The sequence below is a fragment of the Rhodanobacter hydrolyticus genome (assembly GCF_044904645.1).
Genome location: NZ_JADIKK010000008.1, coordinates 1,952,018 through 1,965,698, shown reverse-complemented (window position 1 = coordinate 1,965,698; position 13,681 = coordinate 1,952,018). Strand labels below are relative to the sequence as shown.

9 protein-coding genes are annotated in these 13,681 nt (G+C 64.8%); 5 read left to right on the top strand and 4 right to left on the bottom strand.

What is annotated here, in order from left to right; genetic code table 11:
* Positions 1–110 precede the first annotated feature (110 nt).
* Positions 111–3,245: a TonB-dependent receptor plug domain-containing protein gene (locus tag ISP25_RS11490; protein ID WP_404614001.1), complete on the top strand. Its 3,135-nt coding sequence runs from the start codon at positions 111–113 to the stop codon at positions 3,243–3,245.
* A 313-nt stretch (positions 3,246–3,558) separates the two neighbouring features.
* Here the strand turns inward: ISP25_RS11490 and ISP25_RS11485 are convergent, their stop codons facing one another.
* The 4 genes from ISP25_RS11485 to ISP25_RS11470 all read right to left on the bottom strand — a co-directional run bounded on the left by ISP25_RS11485 (position 3,559) and on the right by ISP25_RS11470 (position 8,202).
* Positions 3,559–5,142, bottom strand: a complete 1,584-nt coding sequence (locus ISP25_RS11485) for a tetratricopeptide repeat-containing sulfotransferase family protein (RefSeq protein ID WP_404613999.1) — start codon at positions 5,140–5,142, stop codon at positions 3,559–3,561.
* A 68-nt stretch (positions 5,143–5,210) separates the two neighbouring features.
* Positions 5,211–6,113 (bottom strand): Grx4 family monothiol glutaredoxin, encoded by a 903-nt coding sequence (gene grxD / locus ISP25_RS11480; RefSeq protein ID WP_404613997.1) that lies wholly within the window; start codon positions 6,111–6,113, stop codon positions 5,211–5,213.
* Between the two features lie 64 nt (positions 6,114–6,177).
* Positions 6,178–6,780 (bottom strand): SGNH/GDSL hydrolase family protein, encoded by a 603-nt coding sequence (locus ISP25_RS11475; RefSeq protein ID WP_192158535.1) that lies wholly within the window; start codon positions 6,778–6,780, stop codon positions 6,178–6,180.
* A 180-nt stretch (positions 6,781–6,960) separates the two neighbouring features.
* A complete protein-coding gene (locus tag ISP25_RS11470; RefSeq protein WP_404613995.1) occupies positions 6,961–8,202 on the bottom strand; it encodes an aminotransferase class I/II-fold pyridoxal phosphate-dependent enzyme in 1,242 nt (413 codons plus the stop codon).
* Between the two features lie 142 nt (positions 8,203–8,344).
* Here ISP25_RS11470 and rsgA point away from each other — a divergent pair, with 142 nt between their 5' ends.
* The 4 genes from rsgA to ISP25_RS11450 all read left to right on the top strand — a co-directional run bounded on the left by rsgA (position 8,345) and on the right by ISP25_RS11450 (position 13,488).
* Complete coding sequence (gene rsgA, locus ISP25_RS11465) at positions 8,345–9,400, top strand: ribosome small subunit-dependent GTPase A (RefSeq protein ID WP_404613993.1); 1,056 nt, start codon at positions 8,345–8,347, stop codon at positions 9,398–9,400.
* A gap of 4 nt (positions 9,401–9,404) precedes the next feature.
* A complete protein-coding gene (locus ISP25_RS11460) occupies positions 9,405–9,881 on the top strand; it encodes a hypothetical protein (RefSeq protein ID WP_404613991.1) in 477 nt (158 codons plus the stop codon).
* On the top strand, positions 9,878–11,143 hold the full coding sequence (locus ISP25_RS11455; RefSeq protein WP_404613990.1) for a flavohemoglobin expression-modulating QEGLA motif protein: 1,266 nt from the start codon (positions 9,878–9,880) through the stop codon (positions 11,141–11,143). Before ISP25_RS11460 ends, ISP25_RS11455 begins: the two co-directional genes overlap by 4 nt.
* A 68-nt stretch (positions 11,144–11,211) precedes the next feature.
* Positions 11,212–13,488: an NADP-dependent malic enzyme gene (locus ISP25_RS11450; protein WP_404613988.1), complete on the top strand. Its 2,277-nt coding sequence runs from the start codon at positions 11,212–11,214 to the stop codon at positions 13,486–13,488.
* Positions 13,489–13,681 lie beyond the last annotated feature (193 nt).

Sequence of the window (13,681 nt, the reverse complement as noted above, 5' to 3'; positions counted from 1 at the left end):
AGGTCTTAGTTGCGTCATTGCCAGGGGTGGCATAGCGCAGGTCAGGGGATTGACATTGCCATGTTTTCTTGCATCTGAGTCATCATTTTCACCGGGGAGTTTTCGATCTCATGAATGTCCAGAAGTTCAATAGCGAAATGCGCCGTTCCACGCTCCGTCGCACTGCATTGGCCATGGCCGTCGTCGCTGGCGTGGGCATGACCGGCCAGGTGCTGGCACAGGCCACCACCGGTACCATTTTTGGCAGCGCACCTACGTCCGGCGCCACGGTACAGGTCATCGGCGGCGCGGGCTTCAACCGCACTGTGCCGGTCGACAGCGCCGGCCACTACACGGTGACCGTGCCCATCGGCAACTACACGGTCAACCTGATCCAGAACGGTGCTGTGGCGCAGTCGCGCAGCAACGTCAGCCCTGTCGCTGGCGGTGCGGCCGAGGCCGACTTTGCGACCGGCGGGCAGAACGCGAAATCGCTGAGTACGGTGACTGTGACGGCGAATGCGCTGCCCGCGATCGACGTGACCTCCACTGCTCAGAATCTGACCATTACTTCGCAGCAGCTGGCAACGCTGCCGTTGGCCCGCAATTCGACGTCCATCGCCTTGCTTGCGCCGGGAACCACGGCGGGCGCGGCCATGTTGGGTGGCGACTCTCTGGGCAAGAGCGTGGTTTCGTTTGGAGGCTCGACGATTGTCGAGAACGCCTACTACATCAATGGCTTCAATACTTCCGATCCGCTCAGCAACACCGGCGGTGTCGACCTGCCTTATGGTGCGATCGACCAGCAGCAGACTTTGACCAGCGGTTACGACGCCAAGTACGGTCGTTCGACCGGCGGCGTGATCAGCCAGGTGGGCAAGAGCGGCACCAACGACTGGCATTTCGGCGGCCAGGCACTATGGCGGCCGGAGTTTGCGCAAAGCACTGCCAACAACATCTACTGGAACAACCCGCTGAGCACTCAGGTCGGAGAGGAGGCCGGTGATCTCCAAACTTATCAGGCGCCGAACAAGGAGTGGGAGACGATCTACGACGCCTACGTCGGCGGTCCGCTGATCAAGGACAAGCTGTTCTTCTTCATAGCGGCGGAATCCGACAAGGTGCAGGGTGCGACCACCGGCAGCGTCAACGCGGCCAATATCGGCTACTTCAAGCAGAGCAAGCCGAAGTTCTACGGCAAGCTGGACTGGAACATCAACGACAGCAACATCCTGTCGGTGACCAACATCCGCAACCAGAACGCCAATCAGCCAGAGGCGATCTACGACTACGACAACACAACGCACCAGGTCGGCGCTTTCAATAGCCTGACCCAGCGCACGAAGAACGCCTTCGACATCTGGGTCGGCAAGTACACCTCGTACATCACCGACAACCTGACGTTGAACGCCATGCTCGGCAAGATGGACGCTACGTATTACGAGCAGCAGGCTGCCTACCCCGGTTATGACCCGAGCTTGCCGAATATTCTCGCTTATTCGCTGGAAAACCCCGCTTACACCCCGAATGGCCCGGTACACACCTCGAATATCACCACGAACGTAAGCAGTCCGGACCACAAGGCGGAAGTGCTGAACCTTCGTCTCGACCTCGACTGGAAGCTGGGTGACCACGACCTGCAGTTTGGTATCGACAACTCCACCGCTACCGACAAGGACGATGGCGCAGCCATGACCGGGCCGGGTTATGCGTGGGATTATGGTCAGACTATCTCGCCAACCACTCCCGTCCCGGGAGCCGGTGGTGCGCTAGGTCTTCCATGCCAGGGCGTGAGCGGGCCGGCTGGTTGCTACGTATCGCAATACGTGTTCTCGAATGCGTCGACCGTCAAGGTGAAGCAGCGGGCACAGTACGTCGAGGACAATTGGCAGATCACCCCGAACTTCCTGTTGAACGTCGGTCTGCGTGACGACGAGTTCACCAACTACAATCCCAATGGCGTCGCGTACCTGCGCCTGACCAAGCCGCAATGGGCGCCGCGCGTCGGTTTCAGCTGGGACGTGTTCGGCGACTCCAGCATGAAGGTGTTCGGCAACGCCGGTCGCTATTACCTGGCGATGCCTGCTGCGGTGGCTTTGCGCGAGGCTGGCGCCCCGACGTACACCCAGACGTACTTCACCTATACGGGTGTGACCGCCTCGGGCATACCGACCGGAACGGTGCAACTGGCTCCGACAGGCTATGTCAACGGCGAAAACGGCACCGCGCTCGACCCCAAGCTGGTCGCGTCCCAGAACATCAAGGCGGAGTACCAGGATCAGTACGTACTGGGCATGCAGCAGCAGTTCAAGATGTTCGACCAGAGCTGGGTGTACGGCGCCACCGGCACCTACAACAAGCTTGGCCGCATCATCGACGACGTCTTCGCCAGCTTGGGCTACATTGGTCCGGGTTATCCGCTGTCGGAGAACGCTAAGGCGATTGTGGACGCCGGCTTGGCCCAAGGCGTCAACGTCAATCCGGCCGACCTCCTCGGCAGCGTCCTGATCAATCCGGGCAGCACGAATATCTTGACTGTTCCGACCATGAGTGGTGGCTATGGTCAGGTGAAGATGACACCCGCGGATTGGGGTTACCCACCGGTCGAGCGCAAGTATTATTCGTTGGAGCTTTACCTGGAGCACCCGTTCGACGGCAAGTGGTACGGCAAGATCGACTACGTGTTCTCGCGCAGCTACGGCGATACCGAAGGTCCTGTGCAGTCGAACATCGGCCAGGGCGGCTCCTCGCAGTCGGCTACCGAGCAGTGGGACTTCAGCCAGATCATGTCGTACAGCAACGGCTTGCTGGCCAACGACCAGAAGCACCAGTTCAGGCTTTATGGTTCGTATCAGATCACTCCCGAGTGGATGGTTGGCGCCACGTACCTGATCGGGTCGGGCCATCCCAGGTCGTGCCTGGGCTTCTTTGGCCCGGGCCAGACCGATCCATCTACGCTTGGAGGACAGGTGCCCGGCTACGGCTCGTCGTACCACTGGTGCGATGGCATGCCGGCGCCGGGTGGCACCACTGGCTTCACGCCGTGGACGCATCAGCTGAACCTGCAGGTGGACTACCGTCCGGCTTTCGCGCAGCACAAGCTCGACTTCAGCCTCCAGGTGCACAACGTGTTCAACGAGCAGAGCGCCCTGCAGTACACGGCGACTTACAACACCGGCGGCGGCGGCATCAACCCTGGCTACCTGTTGCCGTTCAGCCTGGAGCCGCCGCGCTACGTGCAGTTTGGTGTGACGTACGACTATTGATTCGAGACATGGTTTAACTGTTCTTGTTTTAGTAATACGAAAGGCCGCCAGGAGACTGGCGGCCTTTCTTTATTCCTTTCTTGGAGGTCTGATTTTGCTCGTCATTCCAGCACGCTGGCCGAACATTCCGCGTTCGGAACGTCTGAGGGGTGAAGTGAGGCGAGCCGTTCAGAGCCTTCAGGCCGTCGAGCGCGAAATGCCTTGGATTTCTATTTGACCGGCTTTCGGCTGTTGTAAGGCGCCTCGGATGGATGACGCGCAAAGAACAGATTGTTCGGATTATCTCTTGATGCCGAGCGACAGAGGCAGTGGCCTATTCGATCTCGAGTCGATGTAGCAGGTCGCGCAATGGGTCGAGCAAGGTGCCGTAGCGGGATGCGCGCGAGGTGTTTGACTGCAGCGGCTGGCGAACCTGGGCGGCGCTTGCCGTGCTACGCACTGCGCGGAGCGTCTTGTGGAATTCCAGGCAGTTCGGTTCGAACGGAAGCCCGCAGAACGATAGGAGTTCGCGGATCTTTCCCTCGGGGTCCGCGAGCATGTCTTCGTAGACATGGTTGTGCCAATTTCCGGGAAAGCGCTCTTTCCAGAATTTGCACATGCGGACGTATCCGGCGTAGTAGTTCGCCATGGATTCGAAGTCGTAGCTGAAAGAGGCGCCATCGCTGAACAGCTGGCGATAGCAGGCGAAACAGGTTTCCAACGGGTCACGCAAAGTGTTCACGACACGTGCGCCCGGCAACATCGCCAAGGCAGGGCCGATTAGCGACCAGTTGCCGAGGCTTTTGTCGGTGGAGTAAGGCTTGCCTTCGCGCCACAGCGCGGTGCGTTCAAGGTATTCGTACCCCAGGCGATGCCAGTCTTCGGCGGTGGCGAGTGGCGCCCATTGCGTCAGGAATTGCCCCCGACGGTTCGACTCGCCAGCGAGGACGACTTGCAGTTCCGATATCTCGTTGGCCCCCTCCACCATGGAGTGGGAGGCGAGTATGTGCTCAGTCAGCGTCGATCCGGAGCGGGGCAGGCACGAGATGAAAACAACCTCGTGGCCGAGAGCTGCATCCACTGCATGGGGCAACGGGCGATCAAACGTCTTGATGATGCCGTCGATGCGTTCACGCTCCGCCTGGATATCCCATGACACCGAACGGCGCTGTATCGCGCTGGCGGTTTGTAGCGCGTGAAACGATGCCGTCAGGTCGTCCTGATCCTCGAGCGCCTTGGCCAGTGCATAACCCAGCCATATCTGATCGTCGGACGATATCCCCGGGCGCTTCAACAGCTCCTTGATGTGCTCGATCTCGCTGCCGTCGAGCCTGGTCGTCTTGAGGTTGCACAGCTCGAACCAGGCATTTGCATGACCTGGCTTGATTTTCAATACGCTGCGGTAAAGGTTGGCGGCCTCCGCAATCTCGCCCAGGCTGTTTTGTGCATTGGCCAAGGTCATCCGGGTCATGATGTGCGATGGGTCCAGCGCCATCGCACGCATCAGGATGGGCCTGGCTTCCGAGGGTTTGCGCGCGATATGCATGGCGCGACCGAGGTTGTACCAACAGGAGGACTCGGAGGGGGCAAGTTCGCAGGCGCGACGCATGCTTGCCAAGCCGGCGTCGGTGTACCGGCATTCGAACAATGCGCTGCCCAGGTTCATGTGCGCGTTGGAATCGTCGGGTTGCAGCTCGACTGCCCGGCGCAGGTATTCCACGGCTTTGCCCGGATTGCCACGCATGAGCTGCACGACACCGGAGAGTCGTTGCACTTCAGCCGAGTCCGGCGCAATGCTCGCGGCTTGCTTCAAAGCTTGTTCTGCGGTCACCAGCTTCTGCGCCGCCATGGCGCGGGATGCGCTGGCCAGCAAATCGTTCAGCGACACGGACGACGGATTGGTATTGATGGGATCCATGTGGGTTCCATGACTAATGAAGCGCAATGCATGCAAAGCGCTTCAATGCATGCTGCGGTGGCCGGCGTTCAATGGCTGCCGCTGAGCGCCAGCATCCCGCCCGCCACGTTGTGCACGTTGCTGAAACCATGCGCGGCGAAGCGCTCGGCCACGCCCTGGCTGGAAATGCCACGTGTACAGATGAAGGCGAGTGCGGTGTCCTTGGGCAAGGTGGCGAGTGCTTCGTAGCCCTCGTCTTCGAGGATGCGTGCCTGCGGCAGCGGGGCAAGGTCCGCGCGCGCGGCGGCGGGGCGCACGTCGATCAGGGTGATGTTGCCCGCGGCAAGACGTTGTTGCAGTTCCTGCACGGTCAGCGACTTCACTTCCTGCGCGCCGGGGAATTTCAGGCTCAGGCCTTCGCCCTGTACGGTGGACACCCAATCAATCACGATGCCCTTGGCGCGCTGGGCGCTGGCGGGGTCGAAGTGCACCTCGAGGCCGTTGGCGTGGGCCACGATGTCGTGCTCGCTGGCGGGTGCGAGCTGGAAGCCGGCGCTGTGGTCGGGGCCGATTTCCAGGTGCAGCGCAAGGCCCTGCGCGTTGGCAGTGCCTTCGCGGATGGCCTTGGCGGCGGCGTCGGTGACGGTGATTTCCGGCGGCGTGCGATCCGGCGCTGCGACGCCGAACAGCGCGTGCAGCTCGCCGCTGCCGTACATCTGGCGAATGATGTCGGCGCCGCCGACCAGCTCGCCTTCCACGTAGAGCTGCGGGATGGTGGGCCAGTCGCCGTAGGCCTTGATGCCCTCGCGGATCTCCGGGTCGTCCAGCACGTTCACCGTGTGGTAGTCCGGCAGCAGCTCGTTGAGCGTGTTGGTCGCGGCGGCGGAGAAACCGCACATCGGCTGGTGGCGATGTCCCTTCATGAACAGCACCACGCGGTGGCTCTTGAGCAGGGATTCGATACGTTCGCGGGTGGTGGCGTCGAGGGACATGAGAGGCTCCGGCAAAGAAGGTCAATGATACCTCCTGCCGATATGACGCCTCCCCCGCGCGGCTTCAAGCCGTCAGCATTGCGCGAGCCACGGGCAGCGCGGCCTCGGTCCATAACGTGTACTGCGCGGCCGAGGGGTGCAGGCCGTCGTCGGCGAGCAGGCCGGGGTGCCGGCGCGAGATCGGCGTGATGTCCACCCAGTGCGCGCCCGCCAGCAGGGTTTCATCGCGGGCGGCAGCGTTGTACGCGTCCAGCTCGGTGGCGATGCGTGCGATGTCGCGGCCGCCGTCGCGCGCGAAGGGGGTGACGCCCCAGTCGGGAATCGACAGCACCAGCGTACGTCCGGGACGGCCGTCAGCCAGTGCGACTGCACGTTGCAGCAGGCGGCGGAACTCCCCCCGATAGTCGTCCAGACTGCGGCCGCGATACTGGTTGTTTACGCCGATCAGCAGGCTGACCAGGTCGTAGCGTGGCGCGAAGGTCGCGCCATCCATTGCGCTGGAAAGCTCGTCGGTGGTCCAGCCGGTGGTGGCGAGGATGGTCGGATCAGCCAGCGCCTTGCCTTCGTCGCGCAGCATGGCAGCCAATTGCATCGGCCAACGACTTTCGGTCGGTACGCTTTCGCCTATGGTGTAGGAATCGCCGAGAGCGAGATAGGTCGATGGCATGCGAGTTTCCTGCGCTTCCTTCTCCCCCTCGGGAGAGGTGGCCCGGAGGGCCGGATGAGGTTCGGGGCAGAGTGTGGTGGCGAGGGTATCCGAACCCTCACCCATCCCCTCTTCCTCGCTGCTCAGAGCAGGACCATCCATGGCCCTTCCCCGCGTCCGACGGGAGAGGGGCTTTGAATATCACGCCACGGCAGCGCGACGGGGCTGCTCGGCTGCCATGCGCATCAGCACCTGCTCGATGCGCGCGAACACCTCGCGCAACTGGGCGGGCTGCGGCAGCAGGGTGAGGCGCAGGTGGCGGCTGGCCGGCACGTTGAAGCTGGAGCCGGGCACCACCAGCACCGACTCCTCTTCCAGCAGGCGCAGCGCGAAGGCGTTGTCGTCAAAAGCCGGGATGGCGTCGGCGCGAACCCGCGGGAAGGCGTACAACGCACCGGCGGGCGAAACCACATCGAGGTAGGCGCTGGCGGCCACGCCATCGAGCACGGCCTTGCGTGCTTCGTGCAGGCGTCCGCCCGGCGCGGTCAGCGTGGTGATGGTGGGCGCGTCCTGCAGCGCAGGGATCACCGCCCACTGCGCGGTGACGTTGGCGCACAGGCGCAGCGCGGCCAGCAACTGCAGCGCGTCGCGGTAGTCGGCGCTGCGTGCGTGGTTGCCGGAAAGCGAGAGCCAGCCCACGCGGTAGCCGCAGGCGCGATGCACCTTGCTCAGGCCGCCGAAGCTCACGCAGGGAAGTTCGCCGGCGACTTCCGCCAGCGGCTGGAATGCCACGCCGTCGTAGAGGATCTCGTCGTAGATCTCGTCGGCCAGCAGCAGCAGGTTGTGCCGCGCGGCCACCGCCACGATGCGCTCCAGCAATGCGCGCGGATAGACCGCGCCGGTGGGGTTGTTCGGGTTGATCAGTACAAGCGCGCGGGTGCGCGGTGTCACCAGTGCCTCGATCTCGTCGGCGTCGGGCACATGGCCGTTCTCCGCGAGGCAGCGGTAATAGCGTGGCTTGCCGCCGTTGAGGATGGTGGCGGCGCTCCACAGCGGGTAGTCGGGGCTGGGCAGCAGTACTTCGTCGCCGGGTTGCAGCAGGGCGCGCAGGCTGAGATCGATCAGCTCGCTGACGCCGTTGCCAATGAAGACGCGTTCCACGTCCACGTGGCGTGCGCCGCGCGCACGTTGCTGGGCGGCGATGGTTTCGCGGGCGGCTTCCAGGCCCTGTTCGTGCCCGTAGGCTTCGCTGTCGCGCAAGTGGCCGGCGATGGCCTCGCGCAGGTGCGGGGGTGTCTCGAAGCCGTAGCGGCCGGGGTTGCCGATGTTGAGCTTGATGATGTCGTGGCCGGCGGCCTCCAGCTCGCGTGCGCGCCGGGTGAGTGCGCCGCGGATCTCGTAACGCACGTCCGCCAGATGCGTGCTGGGTTTGATCGAAGCCAACGCCGGAATCCTCGGTATCCTGGGCCGGCGCATGGCCGGGTTGCCGCCGATCCTAGCAGCGTGGTGCGGTGCAGCGCGAGCCATTGCGCGGGCATTTCCGGGGCAGGGCATAATCGGGCCACTTGTCGAAGTCCCCAGTCTCATGAGTGATGCGGAAACGATAGAACGGCTGCGGCGCATCGGTTGGCGCGGCGAAGCCCTGCCCGCGACCGGCCGGCGGCTGGCGCGGGTGGTGGCGCAGCACCGTGCGGGCTACGAGTTGCACGACGGCGAGCAGAGCTTCGGCGCACAGCCGGCCGGGCATTTCCTGAAACGCAGCCTCGACCCGGGCGAACGGCCGGCGGTGGGCGATTTCGTGGAGATCGAGCCCGGCCAGCCGCCGCACATCGTCGCCGTGTTGGCGCGGCGCACCGTGTTGTCGCGCGCTGCCGCGGGCGAACGTTACGCGCGGCAGGTCATCGCCACCAATATCGATTGCGTGCTGGTGCTCACCGGGCTTGACGGCGACTACAACCCTGCGCGCATCGAGCGCTACCTTTCGCTGATCGAGGACTCCGGCGCGCGGCCAGTGGTCCTGCTCAGCAAGACCGACCTGCACGAGGACGCCGCCGAACGCATCGCCGAGTTGCGTGCGCGGCTGGCGCCCGGCACGGCGATCCACGCGATCAACGGCAAGGACGCTACCAGCGCGGCGCAACTCGCGCCCTACCTGCAGCCCGGTGACAGCGCGGTACTGGTGGGCTCCTCCGGCGCGGGCAAGTCCACGCTTACCAATACCCTGCTCGGTATCGACAGGATGGCCACCGGTGCGGTGCGCCACCACGACAGTCGCGGCCGCCACACCACCACGCACCGCGCGCTGCTGCAACTGCCCACCGGCGGCTGCCTGATCGACACGCCGGGCATGCGCGAGCTGAAACTCACCGGCGAGGAGAACCTCGACCTGTTCGCCGACATCGAGGAACTGGCCGAAGCCTGCCGCTTCGCCGACTGCGGCCATGGCAGCGAACCCGGCTGCGCGGTGCAGGCCGCTCTGGACAGTGGCGAGCTGTCGCCCGAGCGCTGGCGCAATTACCTCAAGCTGCGCGATGAGCGCGAGGAGCAGGCCAGCACGCTGGAGGCGAAGCTGCGCCGTCAACGTGGAGGCCGTCCGGTCGAGCGGCCGCATGCGCCGCGCGGCAAGCGGGAACGGGAGTGACGGCATGCGGCAGACGCGAACCAGGCTCGGAATGCGGCGGCTTTCGGCCTTGGTCAACCCAGACCATGACCGTTATTACACCCTTGCGATCTTGGGGTTCATGTTGCTGGCCATGGTGGCGGGCGGCCTTGCATGGCGCGGTGGCCATACGTCGTGGCTGGCGATGCTGGGTGCTTGGTCGGCACCGGCCATCGCGATACTCGCGACGCGCGGCCGCCGGCTGCTGGCAACCCCTGTGATCGATGAAGTCCTGGTGGAGGACGGAGATTTGCTGTTGAAGCGTGGCGAGGAGTCCGACCGCGCGCCCTTGGAGAATATCGCGATGGTGGAGGCGCAGCGTCGGAGCAACCTCGTCACGTTGGAGTTGGACCCGCCGTGCGTGTTTGGCGACCGGGTCCACTTCATCACGCGGCGCGGCGCGGCGCGCGATATTGGCGCCGAGTTGCGCCAGCGCATCGCCGAAGCGCGGCGGCACGCATGAACGACTTGAACCACGATCTGCAACACATCGCCGCGCTCGACCAGCGCCTGCTGGCCGCGGTGAAAGGCATCCGCATCCTGCCCACGGTGGCATGGCCGGCATCGTTGGAGAACCGGCTGATCGCGGATTTCGCGGCGGGCCGCTTCGCTCTACCCGAGGTGCAGTACCAGCGGCCCGACCTCGGTGCGGCGCGCACCGAACTGGAAACCATCGAGCGCGAGTCGCTTGGACAGGGCGGTGCCTTGGGTGAGTATCTGGCGCGCACGGCCGAGTCCTGGCGCATCGCGGCCGAGATGCTGGATGTGGTTGGCACGGCGCAGGTTACCGAGCCGTCGATCCTGTTGTATGGCCGCCCTGGCGACACGATTCCCGGCAGCGGGCGCAGCAACCTCGACGCGGCGCGCTATTTCGTCGAGTTGTCGGACGAGTTGGGTGCCGGCCTGGCTGTGGACGAAGCGTGCGAAGGCATGAGCGCCGAGGCCTTGCGCGACGAGATGGCACGCACGCTCGACGATTTTTTCGGTGCCGGTCGGGTAACGGTGGAGGTCGACCCCGAACTCACCGCCAAGGCGGCCGCCGGCGCCACGCGCATCCGCCTGCGTGGCGGTGCCAGTTTCAACGACTACGACCGCCACCAGTTGCTGGCGCACGAGGCGCTGGTGCACACGCTCACCGCGCTCAACGGGCGGGAGCAGCCGCTGCTGGCTTCGCTGGCGCGCACATCGCCGCGCGTCACCGCCACGCAGGAAGGCCTGGCGGTGTTTGCCGAGCTGATGTCCGGCGCCATCGACATTGCGCGGCTGCAGCGCATCAGCCTGCGCATCCTTGCCATCGAGAAGGCATTGGACGGCGCCGACTTCGTGGAGGTATACCGGTTCTTTCACGCAAGCGGCCAAGGCGTAGCGGACAGCTTCCACTCCACCCAGCGCGTATTCCGCGGCGTGCCCACCGGCGGTGGTGCGGCTTTCGCCAAGGACAACGTATACCTCAGCGGCCTGCTCACCGTGCATACCTTCTTCCGCTGGGCGCTGAAGGAGCGGCGGCTGGAGCTGCTGCGCTACCTGTTCGCCGGCAAGCTCACCCTGTCCGACGTGGTCGCGCTGCAGCCGCATTTCGAATCCGGTGCCATTGCGCCGCCGCGCTGGCTGCCGCCCTGGATGGGGCACGTGCATGGTCTGGCCGGCAAGCTGGCGTTCTCGGTGTTCGTCAACGGCATCCGCATGGGCAAGGTGGATGCAGGCGACCTGGCGCTGGGCGTCTAGCCGACGGCCCGGTGTTACCATGACCGGGGCCGATTCGCGGCCCCACGCCCCCACGAAAAGCCCCCTCCATGGCCCAATCCGACGATCTGCGCCGCGCCGCGCTCGAATATCACCGTCACCCGCGCCCGGGCAAGATCCAGGTCAGCCCGACCACGTCGCTGTTGACCCAACGCGACCTGTCGCTGGCCTATTCGCCGGGCGTGGCATACGCGTGCGAGGCCATCGTGGAGAATCCGCAGGCGGCCAGCGAGCTGACCGCACGCGCCAATCTGGTGGCGGTCATCACCAACGGCACCGCGGTGCTGGGCCTGGGCAACATCGGGCCGCTCGCCGGCAAGCCGGTGATGGAAGGCAAGGGCGTGCTGTTCAAGAAGTTCGCCGGCATCGACGTGTTCGACATCGAGCTGGCCGAACACGATCCGGACAAACTGGTGGACATCATCGCCGCGATGGAGCCCACCTTCGGCGGCATCAACCTCGAGGACATCAAAGCGCCGGAATGCTTCGTGGTCGAGCGCAAGCTGCGCGAGCGCATGAAGATCCCGGTGTTCCACGACGACCAGCACGGCACCGCGATCATCGTGGGCGCGGCGGTGATCAACGCGCTGGACGTGGTGGGCAAGAAGATCGGCGACGTGAAGCTCGCCACCACGGGCATGGGCGCGGCCGGCATCTCCTGCGTGAACATGCTGGTGGCGTTGGGCCTGAAGCCGGAGAACATCCTCGCGCTGGATCGCGACGGCGTGCTGCACACCGGTCGCACCGACCTCGACCCGGACAAGCAGCGCTATGCCCGCGACACCGACAAGCGCACGCTGGCCGAGATCGTCGAGGGCGCGGACATCTTCCTCGGCCTGTCTGCCGGCGGCATCCTGAAGCCGGAGATGGTGGCCACGATGGCCGAGCGCCCGATCATCATGGCGCTGGCCAACCCCAACCCGGAAATCCTGCCGGAGGACGCCAAGAAGGTGCGTCCGGACGCGATCATCGGTACCGGCCGCTCCGACTATCCCAACCAGATCAACAACGTCCTCTGCTTCCCGTACCTGTTCCGCGGGGCGCTGGACGTGGGCGCCACCGCCATCAACGAGGAAATGAAGATCGCCTGCGTACGCGCCATCGCGCGGATGGCACGGATGGAGGCGGGCGACCTGGCCTCGGTGTACGGCGGCGAGCCGCCGACCTTCGGACCGGATTATCTGATCCCGCGCCCGTTCGACCCGCGCCTGGTGGTGGAGCTGTCCTCCGCCGTAGCGCAGGCGGCGATGGACTCGGGCGTGGCCACGCGGCCGATCACCGACATGGAGGCCTACCGGGAAACGCTGGGCCAGTTCGTCTACCGCACCGGCCTCCTCATGAAACCGGTGTACGACCGCGCCCGCGCCGACCGCAAGCGCGTGGTCTACGCCGAGGGCGAGGAGGAAACCGTGCTGCGCGCGGTGCAGACCGTGGTGGACGAAAAGCTCGCTTTCCCGATCCTGATCGGCCGCCCCGAAGTGATCGATATGCGCATCCAGCGCCTCGGCCTGCGTCTGCGTCAGGACGTGGATTTCGAGCTGACCAATATCAACGACGACCCGCGCTACAACGAGTACTGGCAGCAGTACCACGCCATGACCGAGCGCCGAGGCGTCACGCCGGATGCAGCCAAGGCCCTGATGCGCACCCGCACCGCGCTGATTGCCGCGATGATGGTGGAGCGCGGCGAAGCCGATGCGTTGATCTGCGGACTGGTCGGCCGCTACCACAAGAAGCTGGGCTACCTGCGCAGCGTGATCGGCCTCGACCCTGGCGTGTCGTGCACTTCGGCGATGACCGGCGTCATCAACGAGAAGGGTGCGTGGTTCTTCCTTGACACCCACGTGCAGGCCGACCCCTCTGCCGAACAGATCGCCGAGGCCACGCTGCAGGCGACTTACCGTCTCAAGCTGTTCGGCATCGAGCCCAAGGTGGCGTTGTTGTCGCACTCCAACTACGGCAGCCACGACACTCCCAGCGCGGCGAAGATGCGCAAGGTGCGCGAGATCCTGATGGCGCGCGCGCCCAAGCTGGACATGGACGGCGAAATGCAGGCCGACACCGCCTGGGACGAGACGTTGCGCAAGCGCGTGTTCCCCGGCACCACGCTCGGCGGTCGCGCCAACCTGTTCGTGATGCCCAACCTCGACGCCGCCAACATCGTCTACAACATGGTGCGCGTGATGACCGACGGCGTGGCGATCGGGCCGATCCTGATGGGCGTCGACAAGCCGGTGCACATCCTCACGACTTCCTCCAGCGTGCGCCGCGTGGTCAACATGACCGCCATCGCCGCGGTGGATGCGCAGATCCGCGCGCGCAACTAGCAGGCTGTCTCCGGCAGCCTGCTAGTTGCGCAAAAAAATGAGGACTGCGTCGAAGACGGACGTTGCCAGCCCCCGGGACGTCTGGCAGGCGAATCCGCTCACCGCGTTCGCTTCCTGTCCCCTTCGGGGAGAGGATTGAGGTGAGGGGCGGCTGCTCGCGAAATCGCGCATCGAAGCATGCTTCGTAGCCCGA